General features: G+C 70.6%; 18 protein-coding genes. 9 read left to right on the forward strand and 9 right to left on the reverse strand.

Annotation, left to right across the window (positions count from 1 at the left end; translation table 11 throughout):
• Nucleotides 1-21 precede the first annotated feature (21 nt).
• From AC1DG4_RS01325 to AC1DG4_RS01360, 8 genes are all read right to left on the reverse strand, one after another.
• Nucleotides 22-816, reverse strand: coding sequence for an ABC transporter ATP-binding protein (locus tag AC1DG4_RS01325; protein ID WP_477377629.1), 795 nt, complete (start codon nucleotides 814-816; stop codon nucleotides 22-24).
• Nucleotides 813-1,868, reverse strand: coding sequence for a FecCD family ABC transporter permease (locus AC1DG4_RS01330; protein WP_477377627.1), 1,056 nt, complete (start codon nucleotides 1,866-1,868; stop codon nucleotides 813-815). Before AC1DG4_RS01330 ends, AC1DG4_RS01325 begins: the two co-directional genes overlap by 4 nt.
• On the reverse strand, nucleotides 1,865-2,914 hold the full coding sequence (locus AC1DG4_RS01335) for a FecCD family ABC transporter permease (protein ID WP_477377625.1): 1,050 nt from the start codon (nucleotides 2,912-2,914) through the stop codon (nucleotides 1,865-1,867). The genes AC1DG4_RS01330 and AC1DG4_RS01335 overlap by 4 nt, the downstream gene beginning before the upstream one ends.
• On the reverse strand, nucleotides 2,914-3,945 hold the full coding sequence (locus tag AC1DG4_RS01340) for an iron-siderophore ABC transporter substrate-binding protein (RefSeq protein ID WP_477377623.1): 1,032 nt from the start codon (nucleotides 3,943-3,945) through the stop codon (nucleotides 2,914-2,916). The genes AC1DG4_RS01335 and AC1DG4_RS01340 overlap by 1 nt, the downstream gene beginning before the upstream one ends.
• A gap of 111 nt (nucleotides 3,946-4,056) precedes the next feature.
• The gene (locus AC1DG4_RS01345) at nucleotides 4,057-4,680 is read right to left on the reverse strand and encodes a hypothetical protein (protein WP_477377621.1); all 624 of its coding nucleotides are present in this window, start codon (nucleotides 4,678-4,680) and stop codon (nucleotides 4,057-4,059) included.
• Nucleotides 4,664-5,470, reverse strand: coding sequence for a prolipoprotein diacylglyceryl transferase (locus tag AC1DG4_RS01350; RefSeq protein WP_477377620.1), 807 nt, complete (start codon nucleotides 5,468-5,470; stop codon nucleotides 4,664-4,666). Before AC1DG4_RS01350 ends, AC1DG4_RS01345 begins: the two co-directional genes overlap by 17 nt.
• Complete coding sequence (locus AC1DG4_RS01355) at nucleotides 5,470-5,964, reverse strand: hypothetical protein (RefSeq protein WP_477377618.1); 495 nt, start codon at nucleotides 5,962-5,964, stop codon at nucleotides 5,470-5,472. Before AC1DG4_RS01355 ends, AC1DG4_RS01350 begins: the two co-directional genes overlap by 1 nt.
• Nucleotides 5,965-5,967: 3 nt before the next feature.
• Nucleotides 5,968-7,689, reverse strand: a complete 1,722-nt coding sequence (locus AC1DG4_RS01360; RefSeq protein ID WP_477377616.1) for a radical SAM protein — start codon at nucleotides 7,687-7,689, stop codon at nucleotides 5,968-5,970.
• Between the two features lie 229 nt (nucleotides 7,690-7,918).
• Between AC1DG4_RS01360 and AC1DG4_RS01365 the strand changes: the two genes are divergently transcribed.
• Nucleotides 7,919-9,223, forward strand: a complete 1,305-nt coding sequence (locus AC1DG4_RS01365) for a SufS family cysteine desulfurase (RefSeq protein ID WP_477377614.1) — start codon at nucleotides 7,919-7,921, stop codon at nucleotides 9,221-9,223.
• Nucleotides 9,220-9,669 (forward strand): Fe-S cluster assembly sulfur transfer protein SufU, encoded by a 450-nt coding sequence (sufU, locus tag AC1DG4_RS01370; protein ID WP_477377612.1) that lies wholly within the window; start codon nucleotides 9,220-9,222, stop codon nucleotides 9,667-9,669. Before AC1DG4_RS01365 ends, sufU begins: the two co-directional genes overlap by 4 nt.
• Here sufU and AC1DG4_RS01375 read toward each other — a convergent pair.
• The gene (locus tag AC1DG4_RS01375; protein ID WP_477377611.1) at nucleotides 9,666-10,565 is read right to left on the reverse strand and encodes a LysR family transcriptional regulator; all 900 of its coding nucleotides are present in this window, start codon (nucleotides 10,563-10,565) and stop codon (nucleotides 9,666-9,668) included. The genes sufU and AC1DG4_RS01375 overlap by 4 nt on opposite strands.
• Before the next feature lie 149 nt (nucleotides 10,566-10,714).
• On the opposite strand from AC1DG4_RS01375, the gene AC1DG4_RS01380 reads away from it, so the two are divergent.
• From AC1DG4_RS01380 to AC1DG4_RS01410, 7 genes are all read left to right on the forward strand, one after another.
• Nucleotides 10,715-12,106 carry an MFS transporter gene (locus AC1DG4_RS01380; protein ID WP_477377609.1) on the forward strand — a complete coding sequence of 464 codons (1,392 nt, stop codon included), beginning with the start codon at nucleotides 10,715-10,717 and terminating at the stop codon, nucleotides 12,104-12,106.
• A gap of 40 nt (nucleotides 12,107-12,146) precedes the next feature.
• Nucleotides 12,147-13,367, forward strand: a complete 1,221-nt coding sequence (locus tag AC1DG4_RS01385) for an FAD-dependent monooxygenase (protein ID WP_477377607.1) — start codon at nucleotides 12,147-12,149, stop codon at nucleotides 13,365-13,367.
• Nucleotides 13,364-13,984, forward strand: coding sequence for an NADPH-dependent F420 reductase (locus AC1DG4_RS01390; RefSeq protein ID WP_477377605.1), 621 nt, complete (start codon nucleotides 13,364-13,366; stop codon nucleotides 13,982-13,984). The genes AC1DG4_RS01385 and AC1DG4_RS01390 overlap by 4 nt, the downstream gene beginning before the upstream one ends.
• Nucleotides 13,985-14,118: 134 nt before the next feature.
• Entirely contained in the window at nucleotides 14,119-15,150 is a 1,032-nt protein-coding gene (locus AC1DG4_RS01395; protein WP_477377603.1) for a pyridoxal-phosphate dependent enzyme, read from the forward strand.
• A 16-nt stretch (nucleotides 15,151-15,166) separates the two neighbouring features.
• Entirely contained in the window at nucleotides 15,167-16,318 is a 1,152-nt protein-coding gene (locus AC1DG4_RS01400) for a cystathionine gamma-synthase (protein WP_477377601.1), read from the forward strand.
• Between the two features lie 171 nt (nucleotides 16,319-16,489).
• Nucleotides 16,490-17,068 (forward strand): DUF1349 domain-containing protein, encoded by a 579-nt coding sequence (locus AC1DG4_RS01405; protein WP_477377599.1) that lies wholly within the window; start codon nucleotides 16,490-16,492, stop codon nucleotides 17,066-17,068.
• 147 nt (nucleotides 17,069-17,215) lie between these two features.
• Entirely contained in the window at nucleotides 17,216-17,425 is a 210-nt protein-coding gene (locus AC1DG4_RS01410; RefSeq protein ID WP_105688090.1) for a heavy-metal-associated domain-containing protein, read from the forward strand.
• The last annotated feature ends 60 nt before the right edge of the window (nucleotides 17,426-17,485 follow it).

The following is a 17,485-nucleotide window of genomic DNA, read 5'->3' on the forward strand; positions in this document are numbered from 1 at the left end:
GATCCTAGGTGGGGCGTGCCCTCAGCCCCGGTGCACGTCCACGGGCACGATCATCGGCGTGCCGGCGACCGGATCCGGGATCACGACGGCCTCGAGGTCGAACACCTCGCGGAGCAGCTCGACCGTGACGACGTCGCCGGGGGCGCCCTCGGCGACGATGCGGCCGTCGCGCATCGCGACGAGATGATCGGCGTAGCGCGTCGCGAGATTGAGCTCGTGCATCACGACGACGACCTGAGTGCCCCGCTCGCGTGAGAGCCGTACGAGCAGCTGCAGCAGCTCGACCTGGTGCGCGAGATCGAGATAGGTGGTCGGCTCGTCGAGCAGCAGGATGTCGGGCTCCTGCGCGAGAGCCATCGCGACCCACGCGCGCTGCCGCTGTCCGCCCGAGAGTTCGTCGATCGAGCGCTCGGCGAACTCCGCCATTCCGGTCAGCTGCAGGGCGTCGGCGACCACCTCGTCGTCGCGATGGTCGCGTCCGCCCAGCCATCCCCGGTGCGGGGTGCGGCCGCGGTCGACGAGGTCGGCGACGCTGATCCCGTCGGGGGCGACCGGAGCCTGCGGCAGGAGGCCGACGATGCGCGCGACCTCTTTCGTCGGCAGGTGCGCGATCGCGGATCCGTCCAGCAGCACGGATCCGCGGCGCGGCTTCAGCAGCCGCGCGAGCGTGCGCAGCAGGGTCGACTTGCCGCAGCCGTTGCCGCCGACGATCATCGTGATCCCGGATCCGGGCAGGGCCAGGTCGAGCCCTTCGATCACGGGATCGCCGTCGTAGCCGACGGTCAGGTGGGTCGCTTCGAGGGTGTGCGAGCTCATGCGCGCGTGCGTCCTCTCATCAGGAGCCAGAGCAGGAACGGCGCGCCGATCGCGCCGGTGATCACGCCGACCGGCAGCGTGATCGGGAAAAGGTGCTGCCCGACCGCATCGCCGGCGAGCACGATGATCGCCCCGAGGAGTGCGGAGACCAGGGGCAGAGCGCCGTCGCGCCGGACCAGCCGCAGAGCGATGGGGCCGGCCAGGAACGCAACGAACGAGATCGGCCCGGTCAGCGAGGTCGCCACCGCGATGAGCAGCACCGCGCACACGATCAGCAGGATCCGGGAGCGCTGCGGACGTGCGCCGAGCGCCGTCGCGGAGTCGTCGCCGAGACGCAGCACCGGCAACGTGCGCGCCGCCAGCAGCGTTATCACCAGTAGCACGACGAGCACGGGGGCGGTCGGCGCGAGCTGGTCCCAGAGGCTGCGGCTGAGGGATCCGGCCATCCACACGGTCGCCTGCTCTGCAGCCTTGACGTCGGAGCGGGTGAGGACGTAGCTGATCACGGCCTGCAGTGCCGCGGCGACGCCGATCCCGACCAGCACGAAGCGCAGGCCGGAGAGCCCCCGTCGGTAGGCGAGCACCCAGATCAGGAGAGCGGTCACGAGCCCCCCGGCGATGGCCGCCCCCGAGACCACGAGCCCGGAGGCGCCGAAGAACGCGATGGCCGTGATCGCCGCGGCGCTGGATCCCGTGCTGATGCCGATCACGTCGGGGCTCGCGAGCACGTTGCGCAGCAGGGTCTGGAACAGCATGCCGCCGAGGCCGAATGCGGCGCCCGCCCACAGTGCGCCGACGGCGCGGGGCAGACGCAGCTCGACCACGGCGAAGCTCACGCCCGGCACGGTCTGGCCGGCGAGCGCGCGCAGCACGTCGGGAAGGGCGAGGGTCTTCGCGCCGAACACCAGAGTGCCGCCGAACAGCGCCAGGGTGACCACGGCAAGGCCCGCGATGAGCATCGTGTCGCGCGCCGCACGTCGACGGCGGGCGGCGCGGAGCTGATCTGCGGGCGCCGCCGCGGCGGCGGAGGGCGCGGTGTCGAGAGCGGTCATAGCCCGATCGCCTTCCGACGGCGCAGCAACGCGATGAAGACCGGGGCTCCGATGATGCCCGTGACGATCCCGACCTCGAGCACGCCGGGGCGCGCCAGGATCCGGCCGATCACGTCGCAGATGAGGAGGAACGTGGCTCCGGCCACGGCGGACAGCCCCACGATCCAGCGGTAGTCCGCGCCGACGAGGAAGCGCACCGCGTGCGGCACCGCGAGCCCGACGAAGCCGATCGGTCCCGCGAGCGCCGTGGCGGTGCCGCACAGCAGCACGACGGCGAGCACCGCGGTGAGACGGGAGGCGCCGACGCGCACGCCCAGCCCGCGGGCGACGTCGTCCCCGAGGGCGAGCGCATTGAGCCGGCCGGAGCACGCGACCGCGAGCACGGCGCCGAGGGCGAGGAACCCGCCCAGCTGAGCGAGCGTGGAGAACGATGCCGCGGTCAGGGATCCGACCTGCCAGAAGCGGAAGCTCTCCAGCGTCGATTCGTCGGTGATGAGGATCCCCGTGATGACGGCCGTCGCGATCGCCGCGACAGCCGCACCTGCGAGGGCGAGGGTCACCGGAGTCGCGCCTCCGGGACTGGCCGCGGCGGCGCCGTAGCCGACCACGACCGCCACGGCGGCGCCGGCCAGGGCGCACCACACGATCACGAGGGGCGCCTGCCACCCGAACAGCGTCATGCCCAGCACCACGAACAGCGAGGCACCGGCGTTCACGCCGAGGAGCCCGGGGTCCGCGAGGGGGTTGCGGGCCATGCCCTGCATGACGGCACCGCCCATGCCGAGCGCCGCGCCCACGAGCAGCCCGGTGATCGTGGTGGGCACCCGCGAGAGCACCGCCGCCTGATCCGTGGATCCGTCGGGGCGCAGGAACGCGTCCCACACCGCGTCGAGAGGCACGATCCGCGCGCCGAGGGCGAGGGAGAGCGAGGCCGCGACGAGCATCGCACCCAGGCACACGGCGATCGCCCACCCCGGGCTCAGACGCACGCGACGGCGTGCACCGGAGCCCGACGCGGGCGTCGTCGGCGTGGAGGCGAGGGTCATCAGGCCTTGGCGGCGGCCTCGCCGAGCATCTTCGCGTAGGTCGGCAGCGCCCACGGGATCGACAGCACGGTGGGCGCGGAGACGGCCATCAGCAGCTCCTCATCGTTCAGGAGGATGGCGGATCCCTTCTTCACGGCGGGGATCCGGCTGAGCAGCGGGTCGTTCTGCAGGGTCGACAGGTCGCCGCCCTGCACGTAGACGACCGCGACGTCCGCGTCGAGCTTGTCGGCCTGCTCTGCCGAGATCGTGGCGACGAAGCCCTTCTCGTTCTTGGCCAGCTCGGTGAGGGAAGGGGGCGTGGCGAAGCCCAGGTCGTTCAGGTACCGCACGCGGGTGTCGTCCGGCGTGTAGTACTGCACCTTGCCGAGATCCTTCGCGTCGACCCACATGACCATGCCGGTCTTGCCCTTGGCGGCCGGGTACTTGGCCATCTCGGTCTCCATGGCCTTCTCGGTGTCGGCGATCAGTGCCTTCGCCTCGGTGGATCTGCCGAGGGCGGCGCCGACCGTCGTGGTCGAGTCGCGCCACGAGGTGCTCCACGGGGCGCCGGGGTAGGCGACGGTGGGCGCGATCTTGGTGAGCGTGTCGTACTCCTGCTTCGTGAGGCCGGAGTTCGCGCCCAGGATCAGATCCGGGGCGGTGTCGGCGATCTTCTCGTACGGGGTGCCGTCCGTCTCGTCGTGCAGGGGCGGAAGCTTCGCCTTGTCGGCGACGATCGCGTCCTTGGTCCACTCCAGGTAGCCGTCGCTGTCCGCGTCGCCGAAGCTCGAGGTCGGAATCGTGACGGGGATGGATCCAAGGGCGATCGCCGCGTCGAAGCTGCCCCAGCCGATCGTCGCCACCTTCTTGGGTGCCGAATCGATCACGGTCTTGCCGTAGACGTGCTCGATGGTCGCGGGGAACGCGCCGGACGAGGATCCGGCTCCGGTCGCGCTGGGCGCGGATCCGGTCGAGCATGCGGAGAGCGCGAGAGCGCCGGCGGTCAGGAGGCTGAGAACGGCCGCGCCGCGGCGCAGGCGGAGGGAGGGCATGGGTCTCCTCGGAGAAGGGTGCAGGGTAGGTAGGTAAGCCTAACCTATGTAATCCATTCTGCCCGAAGAGGCCGCGCCGTCCTGCGGCGTCGTGTCCTGCCGCGTCGTGCGTCAGAGCCCGTTCAACATCCCCAGGCACGGCCCGATCACGACGATCCATGCGGCGGCCGAGATGATGAGCACGCCGACGCCGATTCCCCTGGTCTTGCGCCAGAAGAGCAGCACTGCGCCGAGAATCAGCGGCAGCACGAACGCGCCGATCGAGAACGCCGTGCCGAGGTTGGCCAGGCCGAAGAACAGCATCAGCGCGAGGAGCAGGGATCCGCAGCCCACCGCGGTCCCGATGCCGATGCCGGCGCCGAAGCCCAGCCCGGAGCGGGGCGTCGGTGCACCGGTCGGCCCGACGTACGCGGCGTAGCCTCCCGGTGCTCCCGGTGTCCCGGGGGGTGCCGGGTAGGTCCCGGAGGGTGTCGGGTAGGTTCCGGCTGCCGGATCGCCCGGGGGAGGACCGGCGGGCGCCACCGGACCCGGCGGCGGAACCGGCGCAGGAGGCGGAGGCGGGGTGAGCGGCGGCGCCAGAGGCACCGGCGGCAGGGGCGGCAGCGGAGGGAGCGGCGGCTCGGGCGGAGTCGGCGTTCCCGGATGCGGCGGCGGATCGGCGGGCGCGGCAGGATCCGGCGGCCTCGGAGGCTGGTTCGGATCCGGTTCGGACGGGAGGTCAGGCGTGCTGTTCACTCGGAGTCCTTCCAGGGGTGAGGGGGAAGGCGCCGCGTCGCGCCTTCCAGACGATGCGGGCGAGCAGGAGTGGGATCGTGACGATCAGGAAGAGCTGCGGTCGGGTCACACCGAGCCAGGCGACGTCGTTGCCGCGCACGAACTCGACGAAGAACCGGAAGATGCCGTAGGCCGCGATGTACAGGGTGAGGGTCTCCCCGGCGGCGATGTCGCGGTGTCTCAGCCAGAACCAGAGCAGGCAGAACGCGGCCGCGTGGAACGCGATCTCGTACACGAAGCTCGGATGCAGAGGCACGCCAGCCGCGGATCCGACCCGTGCGGCGGCGGCCGGATCCAGGACGATGCCCCAGTTCGTGCCGGTGGGGGTTCCCGGACGCTCCGTGAAGAGGCAGCCGAACCGGCCGATCGCCATCGCGATCGCCACGGCGGGCGCGAACAGGTCGCCGCTGCGGTCCCGGTATCCGACGATCTTCTTCGCGACGTGCACGCCGAGCCAGGCGCCGACCAGGGCGCTCAGGATCGAGGCGTTGCCGTGCGTGAGCTGCGAGACGAGGTCGCGGTTCTTCGTGAGATCGATGTGCTGCGCCCAGGTGCCCAGGCGGCTGAGGATCGCCGCGCCGAGGAGGGCTCCGAGCACAAGATACGCGACCCGCGGATCCGTGACGCCCCGCCGACGGCGTTCGATGAGGAACACGATCCCCGCCGCGCCCAGGCCCAGCGCGACGAAGAAGCCGTGCGTCTCGAGCGGCGGGGCCCACGGCCCGAGCAGATCCTGCAGTGTCGGGAACATCAGAACCGCCCGATCCAGAACATCACCCAGAACGGGGTCGCGACGGCGGCGAGCACCGCGAGCACGGAGAGGTATGCGAGCACGAGACGGGTGTCGCCGAGCTTGCACTTCGACCGCAGCAGCCCCTGGCGGCGCGCGCGGGAGTAGCCGGCGATGGCGATGAGTGCGAAGCCCAGCACCGCGATCGGGCCGAGCAGGCACGCGATGAGAGCGACCGTCGTGAACACGCACAGCCGCAGCGGATCGAACGGCGGCGCGGGGGATCCGACCGCCTCGTCGTAGCGGTTCAGGCCGGACAGGTCGAGCGGGGCGGGGCCGGCGGGGCCGGCGGGGCCGGAGTCGATCGCGGGGCTGGCGGGGTTGGCGGGGGAGTCAGCCGCGTCGACCGTGCCGAACTCAGTCGATTCGGGTGCTGCGGCGGCGGAACGCGCCGGAATCGCCGACTCCGACTGAGTTCGGAACGCATCGCGCCGTGCATCGCCCCCCGACGACATGGCTCAGTGCCCCACCGACAGGGGCAGGCGAGTGCGTTCGCCGGCGTCGACACCGGTCTCGGAGGCGACCCCGGCGGCTGCCCCGCCCGCGCGGGCGCCTGCGGATCCCGTCGCCGTCGAGATGCGCGTACGGGAGAGCGGCGCCCACGCCTGCACGGCGCAGAACGGTGCGCACTGATGCGCCGACGTCTCGGCGTTGACGGTCGCGACGTGCACGCAGCACTGCGTGAGGCGCTCCTCGATCATCGTGTTGATGTCCATGAAGGGCTTGACCGTGATGCGCTTGACCCGCTGGCCGAGGAACTGGCGCAGCCGCTTGTGCTGACCGGGCAGCGCCGCGGTCGCGAGCTTCGTGAGCGTGCCGATGCCGAGGTCGCAGCCCGTGCAGATGTCCTTCCAGAGGGATCCGATCGACGGGTGCGACAGCGACGACTGTTCGCTGAGCAGGTCCAGCAGCGACTGCTTGACCGAGTCCTTGAGCTTCTGATTGATGCCGCTGTCGGCGATCCGGTTCGCGATCAGATCGGGGTTCAGGTCGAGGAAATCCTTCAGCTTGTCGTGGCCGACGAGCTTGGTGAGCGAGTTCCAGGATCCGGAGTCGTCCTTGAGCAGGTAGCCGACCGAGCAGCAGTGCGGATGGCTGCAGGGCAGCGCGGTGAGGTCCTTCCAGGTGACCTCGCCGTCGGTCTGCGGCGCCAGCCGTGCCAGCACGCCGGTGTGCGTGAGGCGATCGTGCGGGTCGATGCCCGCCGACCGGCCGGATCCGAACACGGGCTGGATCGTGACGCCGCCCACATAGGGCGTCTCCATGGCGCGGCGGATCACGGCGCCGATCTCACCGTCGTTGACGCCCAGGGCTGCGGTCATCGTGAGGGTCGTGAACACCCCCGCCTCGCTGAGCCGCGCGAGCGCGCGCTCCTTGAACCGGCGGATGTCCGCGCCGCGGTGATACGCGGAGGCCTCGGCGCTCTCGCCGTCGTACTGCAGGTACACCTCGACCCGCTCGCGGTGCTTCTTGAGCGTCGCGACGAGCGCGTCGTCCTGCGCGATGCGCAGACCGTTCGAGTTCAGCAGGATGCGCACCACGGGTCGCGCCACGAGGTGCTCCAGCAGCTGCTCGAGCCACGGGTACAGCGTGGGCTCGCCGCCTGAGAGCATGAGCACGTCGATGCGGTTGTTCTCCCGCGCCAGCCGCGCATCGACCGAGGCGAGCACCTCGGCGAGCGGGGCGATCGCGCTCGCCGCAGGGCTGGACTCCGCGAAGCACGTGGGACAGCGCAGGTTGCAGTGGTCGGTGAGGTCCTCCAGCAGGATGCAGGTGTGCTGCGTCTGCATCTCGGGCAGGCCGTCTTCGTAGGCCGAGGGAACGGGTTTGAAGTTGCCGGCGAGGTCGGGCTCGTGCACCTTCGTCGGCGCGGTCCACTGCTCGAGGTAGGTGAGGATCTCGGCGGACTCGTCGTACATCGTGCGCTGCAGCCCGTGCTCGGGACACCCGCGCTCCAGCCAGACCCGCTCGCCGCGCACGGCCAGCCAGCCGCTCAGCCGACGGACGTCGGAGAGCGGGAGATCCGGATCCTCTTCGTGGCACGTCGGGCAGAACGCGTTGACGTAGCGATGCACGCGGTAGTCGCGCAGGGGCTGGCCGGATCCGGCGGTCTTCGCGCGGGCGGGGGCTCCCGCCGCACCGGGGCCGAGGCCTGCCGGAGTCTCCACGGTGGGGGTCATGCGCTCACCCTAGCGGTCGGGCGGTTGCGTGACGGAGGTGCGAACCGGGCGTGTGGGCAACCGGATCCCGCGCTCGCGCCCCGCCCCGGACAGCACGGAGCGGAGGGTCGCCCTCCGAGGAAGGCGGCCCTCCGTCCTGTGTTTCAGCGACCCTCCCCGTCGCGTCATCGGGCGGGCCCGCTTCGCTCGGACGGGGCCCAGGCGCCCCGCACTGACGTAGCGTTGAGGTGTGAGTTCTCCCGCCCTCGATGTGGCCGCCGTCCGCGCCGACTTCCCCCTGCTCGCCGAATCCGTGAACGGGGCCCCGCTGGCGTACCTCGACTCCGCCGCGACGAGCCAGAAGCCTCGCGTCGTGCTGGACGCCGAGCGCGACTTCCTGGAGCGCTCGAACGCCGCCGTGCACCGCGGTGCGCACACGCTCGCGGCCGAGGCGACCGAGCTCTACGAGGATGCCAGGGCCGCCGTCGCCGGGTTCGTGGGCGCCGCCGCCGACGACCTGGTCTGGACGCACGGGGCCACCGAGGGCCTGAACCTCGTCGCCTACGCGATCGGAAACGCCACGGCCGGACGCGGCTTGCCGGAGAGCGCCCGCTTCGCCTTGCGGCCGGGGGACGAGCTCGTCGTCACCGAGGCCGAGCACCACGCCAACATCGTCCCCTGGCAGGAGCTCGCGGCCCGCACGGGCGCCGTCCTGCGCGTGATCCGGATCCGCGATGACGGATCCCTCGACCTCGACCACGCCGCCGAGGTCATCGGATCCCGCACGCGCGTGGTGGCCTTCACACACGTCTCCAATGTGCTCGGTATCGTCAACCCGGTGGCGGAGATCGTCGCCCTCGCCCAGAGCGTCGGCGCGCTCACGGTGCTCGACGCGTGCCAGTCCGCGCCGCACCTTCCGCTCGACCTGCCCGGCCTCGGCGTCGATCTCGCGGTGTTCTCCGGCCACAAGATGCAGGGTCCCTACGGGATCGGCGGCCTGTACGGACGCCGCGAGGTGCTGCAGGCACTGCCCCCGTTCCTCATGGGCGGCTCGATGATCACCCGCGTCACGTTCGAGCGCACCGAGTTCCTGCCGCCGCCGCAGCGCTTCGAGGCCGGCACGCAGCCGGTGTCGCAGGCGATCGCGCTCGCCGCCGCCGTGCGGTACCTCGACGGCCTCGGCATGGACGCGGTGCACGCGCACGAGAAGGAGCTCGAGCAGCGTCTGCGCACCGGCCTCGCCGCGATCGACGGCGTTCGCCTGCTCGGCGCCGCGGACGGTGCGGAGCGGGTGGCCCTGCAGTCCTTCGTGGTCGACGGGGTGCACGCGCACGATGTCGGCCAGTTCCTCGATTCCCGCGGCATCGCCGCGCGCGTCGGGCACCACTGCGCCGCGCCCGTCCACGCCCGCCTCGGCGTGACCGCGTCGGTGCGGGCCTCGGCCGCGCTCTACAACACGGCGGACGAGGTGGACCGGATGCTCGACGCCGTCTCCGGCGTGCGCACGTTCTTCGGCGTCTCCGGATCCGCCGAGGAGCAGGAGGTGGTTGCGTGAGCGGCCTCGAGGACCTGTACCAGGAGCTCATCCTGGACCACTCCAAGCGCCCGCACGGCAAAGGGCTGCTCGGGGCCGGGGACGACCCGCACACGGCAGAGTCGCACCAGCGCAACCCGATCTGCGGAGACGAGATCACCCTGCGCGCCCGCGTCTCCGACGACGGCGACCGCATCACCGAGGTGAGCTGGGAGGGATCCGGCTGCTCGATCTCGCAGGCGTCCGCGTCGATGCTCACCGAGCTCGTGGTCGGCCACTCGCGCGCCGAGGCGGCGGAGCTCATCGACGGATTCCGTGAGGCGCTGCGCTCCCGCGGCGCGATCGAGCTCGACGAGGACGTGTACGGCGACGCGGCCGCCTTGACCGGCGTCTCCCGCTACGTCGCCCGCGTCAAGTGCGCGATGCTCGGCTGGGTGGCCCTGGAGGACGCGCTGCTCCGCGCCTAGACCCCGAACTTCTCCACGGCGAAGTCGAGGAGGGCCGAGGCGCGCGGGGTGAGATTCATGTCAGCGGGCCAGATCCCCACCACGTGGGAGCGCGTCACGGGCGGGTCGAGGGGCCGGATGACGACAGGGCGGCCCTCGGCACTCATCGGGATGACGTTCGGCCGGGACATGAGCAGTCCGTAGCCCAGTCCGCGGCCCACGAGCGCCTCGACGAGACTGATCTGCGTGACCCGGGCCTCGATGCGGGGCTCGAGCCCGCGGGCCGTGAAGGCATCCGTCACGTTGCGGATGCTCGGGGCTGCGTCATAGAGGATGCAGGGCTGGTCGGCGAGATCCGCAAGGTCCACCGCGTCGGCCTTCGTCAGCGGGTGGTCGGGATGCAGATGGACCTCGAGCTCGGTCGCGTAGATCCGGCGGCGGCGATAACCGACCGGCAGGGACACGTCGAAGACGAGGGCGACGTCGAGGCGCCCGGCCTCGAGCGCTGAGAGCAGTTCTTCGTTGGTTCCCACCATGATCTCGAGACGCACGCCGGGGTGCCTCTTCGGGAAGCCCTCGAGAAGCTCGGGGACCACGTTCGTGGCGAAGCTCGCATAGCAGCCGAGCTTCACCGGGCCCCGCAGCTCCTCGCCCCGGCCGGCGCGCAGGACGAGCTCCTGAGTATCGGCGATGATCCGGCGCGCGTGCTCGGCGAACTCCTGACCTGTCGGAGTCAGTGTCAGTCCGCGCGCCTTGCGACGAACGCACAACTGTTCTCCGACGGCCTTCTCAAGACTCGTGATGGCCTGCGACAGCGCAGACTCCGAGATATGCAGATGGGCTGCCGCAGCGCTGAGCGTGGTGAAGTTCGGCAAGGCGGCGAACAGCTGGAGCTGCCTCAGGCTCACATCGACCACGGTCGCCCTCCTCCTCGGATTCTTCGGTTCATTCGAACTATATCCGCGTATAACTGTGATTTACACGCAGACATGGCTGGCCCACGATGAGAGGACCCGCTTCCCGAACCCTCCTCGGCGGAGGGACAACAATGACGTTAGGGACAACCATGACCTCCACCCTTGCCCCCGGCGATCGCGCCTCTCAGCGACGGATCGCCTTCGCCACCATCATCGGCACCACCATCGAGTGGTACGACTTCTTCATCTACGCTACGAGCGCGGGGCTCGTGTTCGCGCAGCTCTTCTTCCAGCCCGCGGGCAAGGAGATCGCGCTCCTGCTGTCCTTCGCCACGGTCGGCATCTCCTTCCTCTTCCGCCCGCTCGGCGCGTTCCTCGCCGGTCATTTCGGCGATGTCATCGGACGGCGGGCGATGCTCGTCGTCACGCTCGTCCTCATGGGCGCGGCTACCACGCTCATCGGCGCGCTGCCGACGTTCGCTCAGATCGGCATCGCGGCGCCGATCTGCCTGCTTCTGCTCCGCATCCTGCAGGGTCTGTCCGCCGGTGGCGAGTGGGGTGGCGCGGTCCTGATGGCTGTCGAGCACGCCCCTGCGGATCGTCGTGGTCGCGCAGGCTCCTGGCCGCAGCTCGGCGTTCCTCTCGGGTTCCTGCTCGCTTCGGGCATGACCGCGCTCATGACCGGCGTCGTGTCTCCGGGCGAGGCGTATCTGCAGTGGGGCTGGCGGGTGCCGTTCCTGGCGAGCGTGATCCTCATCGCGGTCGGCTTCGTGATCCGCCGTTCGGTCGAAGAGAGCCCCGTGTTCGCGGAGATCGCCAAGCGCGGTAAGCAGGCGGGTCTCCCGATCGTGACGCTGTTCAAGCGCTACTGGCACCTGGTGATCCTCGCTGCCCTCGTGTTCGTGGGCAACGGCGCCCTCGGCTACATGACCACAGGCGGATTCCTCAACAGCTACGCGATCAACGTGCAGAGCCTCGACACCACGGCGGTCCTCATCGCCGCGGTCTTCGCGGCCGTCGTGTGGTTCTTCTCCACACTCTTCGCGGGCTACTTGGCCGACGCGATCGGCCGGCGCAACACGTTCCTCATCGGATTCGCCCTGCAGGCGGTGGTGGTCTTCCCCATCTTCTGGCTCGTCGACGCCGGGGGGCTGCCGGGCCTCTACGTCGCTCTGCTGCTGATCTCGACCGGTCTCGGTCTCACCTACGGGCCGCTGGCGGCCTGGTATGCGGAGATCTTCCCGGCTTCGATCCGCTTCTCCGGGGTGTCGATCGCCTACGCGGTGGGAGCGGTTCTGGGAGGGGCGTTCGCCCCGATGATCGCACAGATGCTGCTGGGCGCCACGGGCACCACGTCCGCCGTCTCGGCCTACCTGCTCTTCGCCACCCTTCTGGGGGCGGCGGCGACGCTGTGCCTGCGCGACCGCAGCGGCATCCCCCTCGGCCCGGACCATGAGGCCGAACAGGCGAGCGGCGCCACGATGTTCGCCCGAGGCGAGGCCCCGGGGGCGCCCGTCGGCGAGCTCGCAGGGAAGCGCTGACGCCAGGCACGTACTGCGCACGTCAACTCAAGGAGAAGAAATGGTCAATCATGCCACCAGGATCGGGATCATCGGCGGGGGGATGGGCGGCCTCACGGCGGCGATCGCTCTGACGCGGATCGCCGGAGTCGAGGTCACCGTGTTCGAGCAGGCCAGCGCCCTGGGCGAGGTGGGAGCGGGCGTCACGGTGGCACCGAACGCCTCGCGCGTCCTCGACAAGCTCGGTGTGCTCGATCGGATCAGGAGCGCAGGAGCGGTGCCGGACGGGCACGGCGTCTACCAGGACGCGATGGGCGGCGTCGTCACCGACGCGGCGTGGGAGGACTCGACCAAGCGGTATCAGAACATCGGGATGTACCGCCCGGACCTCATCGACGCCCTCGCGCAGGAGATCGATCCGGACACCATCCGTCTCGGCCATCGCCTGAGTGCGGTGGAGACGGTGGACTCGGGCGTCCGCGTGACGTTCGAGAACGGCGCGGAGGACGTCTTCGACGCCGTCGTCGGGGCGGACGGCATCCACTCCGTGGTGCGCAAGGCCGTCGGACAGTTCCCCGAGCCGGTCTACTCCGGGTACCTCGTCTATCGCGGCGTCGTCGACGCATCCCGCCTGCCCGCGGACTGGCCGATGATCAGCCAGGTCTGGATGGGCGACAGCCGGCATTTCATGAGCTATCCGCTGCAGCAGCGGAAGCTGATCAACTTCGTCGCAGGGATCCCGAGCGACCGGCCCCTGCACGGACCGTGGTCGGGGCCCGCTGAGGTCGGAGAGCTCGCGGCGGAGTTCGCGGGCGACGGATGGGATCCGAAGCTCCAGCAGTTCATCGGTCTCATCGATCGGACGTTCTGGTGGGGTCTCTTCGACCATGAACCCCTCACGAACTGGTCCCGGGGGGCCATCACGCTGCTCGGCGATGCGGCGCACACGATGCTGCCCCACCAGGGGCAGGGCGTGAGCCAGGCGATCGAGGACAGCATGGCGCTCGCGACGTTCCTCGCCGCCGCGGAGGAGGTCTCCGACATCCCGGAGGCGTTCCGCCGCTACACCGCGGTCCGCATGCAGCGCACGGCGATCCTGCAGAGCGGGTCGCGCAGGGCCGGCGCCATGTTCGATGCGCAGCACGAGTTCGCGGATCTCGCGAAGCGCGACGCCGACATCCGCGTCGGCCGGGACTTCCGCCGGAGCGCGGTGTTCGACTACGACGCGCACAAGGTGGCAGAACAAGCACTCAGCCGATTCCGGAAGGTCCAGTTCGCATGACTTCGATCAGCATCATCGGCAGCGGGAAGATGGGCGCGGCGATCGCGGAGGTCGCCTCCCGTGCCGGCGCGGACATCCAGATCCTCAAGCGCAGCGCGACGAGCACATCCGCCGCGCGTCCCGGCTTCGAGTACGGCGTCATCGGCGACGAGCTCACTGGGGACCTCGTCGTGCTCGCCGTCCCTTCCGGGGCGTACCCGAGCATCATCGAGCACTACCGGGACCGGCTCGGCGGCAGGGTCGTCATCGACATCAGCAACCCGATCGACTTCTCCACGTATGACGCGCTGACGTCTCCGCCGGACTCCTCGACCGCGGCCGAGCTCGCCGGGGCGCTCCCCGAAGGCGTTGCCGTCGTCAAGGCGTTCAACGTCAATCTCGGCGACACCCTCACCTCGGGCACGAACGGCACCACGCGCACGACGGTCCTGTACGCGGGCGATTATGCGGACGCGAAGATCGCCGTCGCGGCGCTGATCGAGGCGGCCGGGATGCGTGCGGTCGACGTGGGTCCACTCACCCGGGCGAGGGAGCTCGAGGCGATGGGGTTCCTCCAGATCATCATGGCGGCGCTCGGCAAGACCCGCTACGAGTCAGGTTTCACTCTGCTGGAGTGAAACCTGCAGCCAGGGGTGTTAGGTTGACAGCGTGGCCCTGACCTGTCGTTGTTGTCTCTGAGCGCGATCCGCGCTCCTTCGACGACCACAGACAGCCCGCGCCCCACGCGCGACGACCGTTCAGGACACCTCCCGTGCGCTACGCCAGCCACGTCGCCGATCTCGTCGGCGCAACGCCCCTCATCCGTCTCTCCTCCGTCGTCGGCGGGGCCGCCGGCCGCGGGCCGATCCGTGCGACCGTGCTCGCCAAGGTCGAGTACTTCAACCCCGGCGGATCCGCGAAGGACCGCATCGCCCGGTCCATCGTCGATGCCGCCGAACGCGACGGGCTGCTCCGGCCCGGCGGCACGATCGTCGAGGCCACGAGCGGCAACACCGGGGTCGGCCTGGCGCTGATCGCGCTGCAGCGCGGGTACCGCATGGTGTTCGTCGTGCCGGACAAGTTCGACGGGCCCAAGGTCGCAACCCTCCGCGCCTACGGTGCCGAGGTCGTCGTGACGCCGACCTCGGTGCCGCCAGAACACCCCGAGTCGTACTACTCGGTCGCCGCACGGCTCGCTCGGGATATCCCAGGAGCCTTCAACCCGAACCAGTTCGCCAACCAGAACGGTCCGCGCGGGCACTACGAGTCCACCGGCCCCGAGATCTGGGCCGACACCGACGGCCGGGTCACGCACTTCGTCGCGGGCATCGGAACGGGCGGCACGATCAGCGGCACCGGGCGCTACCTCAAGGAGGTCAGCGAGGGCCGGGTACGGGTGATCGGCGCGGATCCGGAGGGATCCATCTACTCCGGCGGCGAGATCCACTCCTACCTCGTCGAGGGAGTGGGCGAGGATTTCCTGCCGTCCACGTTCGATCCCGCCGTGGTCGATGACTATGAGCGGATCTCCGATGCGGAGTCGTTCGCGATGACCCGTCGTCTCGCCCGCGAGGAGGGACTGCTCGTCGGCGGCTCCAGCGGTATGGCCGTGGTGGCCGCGCTGCGCGTCGCGGAGCGGCTGGGGGAGAACGACGTGGTCGTCGTGCTGCTGCCCGACCACGGCCGCGGCTATCTCGACAAGCTCTACGACGACGGCTGGATGACCGCGCACGGCTTCGACGTGCCGGACGCCCCATCCGCAACGACCGACCAGACCGGCCCCGCGGCCGGCGCGAACGACTGACCAGGAGGATCCGACCATGACCATCGAGACCGACAAGACCGCCACCGCTGCGATCCACGCGGGCCAGGCCGCCGACCCGTACACGGGGGCGGTGATCCCGCCGCTGCACCTGTCCACGACCTTCGTGCAGGACGGGATCGGGGGGCTCCGCCAGGGCTACGAGTACGGCCGCAGCGGTAACCCGACCCGGGATGCCCTGCAGGCGCAGCTCGCCGCGCTCGAGGGCGGCACACACGCCTACTCCTTCGCCTCGGGCCTCGCCGCGGAGGACACCCTGCTGCGCGCGATCCTGCAGCCGGGCGACCACGTGCTGCTCGGCAACGACGTCTACGGCGGCACGTTCCGGCTCATCTCCCGGGTGCTCGGCGCCTGGGGCGTGACCGTGCAGGTGGTCGACATGAGCGACACCGACGCGGTGCGGACCGCCGTGGCCGCCCGGGCCCCGCGCGTGCTGTGGGTCGAGACGCCGTCGAACCCGCTGCTGCGCATCTCGGACATCGCCGCGCTCGCCGCGATCGGGCACGAGGCCGGATCCGTCGTCGTGGTCGACAACACCTTCGCAACGCCCGCGCTCCAGCGTCCGCTCGAACTCGGCGCCGACGTGGTCGTGCACTCCACCACGAAGTACCTGGGCGGGCACTCCGACGTCGTCGGCGGGGCGGTCGTGCTGCGTGACGACGCCCTCGCGGAGAAGGTCCGCTTCCTGCAGTTCTCCGTGGGCGCCGTGTCCGGCCCCTTCGACGCCTGGCTCACCACGCGCGGCATCAAGACGCTGCCGGTGCGGATGCGCCAGCACAACGAGAACGCGCAGGCCGTGGCCGAGTTCCTGGACGGGCATCCCGGCGTCGCCCGCGTCTACTACCCGGGGCTGCCGTCGCACCAGGGGCACGAGCTCGCGGCGCGGCAGATGTCGGGCTTCGGGGGCATCGTCTCGGTCGCGCTGGAGTCGGGTGAGGCCGCACGTCGTTTCGCCGAGTCGACGCACGTGTTCCAGCTCGCCGAGTCGCTCGGTGGCGTGGAGTCCCTCGTCAACTACCCCGACGCGATGACGCACGCCTCCGTGCGGGGCACCGAGGCCGCCGTCCCCGTCGAGGTCGTGCGCCTCTCGGTCGGCCTGGAGGACACCGCGGACCTGCTCGCCGATCTGGAGCAGGCCCTGCAGTCCTGACGCCACCCCGGATCCCCCCTTCCCCCCCCCGCCCCCCTTCCCCCCGCTCCCTCAGGTCGCGATCCAGTGGTTCAGGTCGCAGGATCGGCTCCTCCCGACGCGGGGAGCAGCGGATCCTGCGACCTGAGCCTGAGCCAGCGCGGTCGGCGGCGGTGGTCGTAGCCTGAGGTCATGACGGACATCGCCTGGTCGGACGGACGCTGGACCCACCCTCCCGCGGGGGTCGTCGAAGAGCGGGGCGACCTCGTCGTCGCGGCTGTCGAGGGCAGCGACGCCTGGCGGATCACGTCGTACGGCTTCGTGCACGACAGCGAGCACGCGCTCCTCGCGCCCTTCGATGTGGACACGGCCGTGGAGGTGGAGTTCACCGCGGCGTTCTCGGAGCAGTTCGACCAGGCGGGTGTCTTCGTGCGCGTCTCGGACGAGCGCTGGATCAAGGCGGGCGTCGAGTTCGCAGACGGACGGCCGCAGGTCGGCGCCGTCGTTACCGACGGGATGTCGGACTGGTCGCTCGCCCCGGTGCCGGAGTGGGCGGACCGCCGCGTTCTGGTGCGGGTGAGCCGTGGGGCGGATGCGCTCACGGTGCGCGCCGGACTCGTCGGCGCGCCGCTCCAGCTCGTGCGCGTGCTGCCGCTCCCGGCCGGGGTCTCCGCCGAGGCGGGGCCTTTCGTGTGCGCACCGACCCGGTCCGGCCTCGCCGTGCGACTGCACGCGTGGCGCGTGGTCGACGCAGACGGCGCGCTGCACTGATCGCACGCCGGTGCGACGCACTGGCGTGACCTCCTCGTCCGCGGTTCCGCCGCCACGGAACTTCTTCGACGCGTGCGGAATACCCCCAGGGGGTATATGGTTGTCGATATCGGATACCCGGACGGGGTATCGATCGAAGGAGACGACATGACCACGACCGAGTACCAGGTGACCGGGATGACCTGCGGGCATTGCGAGATGTCGGTGCGTCGCGAGGTCGGCAAGATCGCCGGCGTCGACGCCGTCGAGGTGAGCGCGGCCGACGGTTCGCTCACGATCACGGCGAGCGCACCTCTCGACGACGCCAGCGTGTTCGCGGCCGTCGACGAGGCCGGGTACCGAGCGGTCAGGGCCTGATGAACACCACGGGACGACGAGGCCTCCACGGCGCCGGCAAGACCCCGCACGATCACTGAC

This window comes from Microbacterium sp. 05N427, assembly GCF_056397105.1.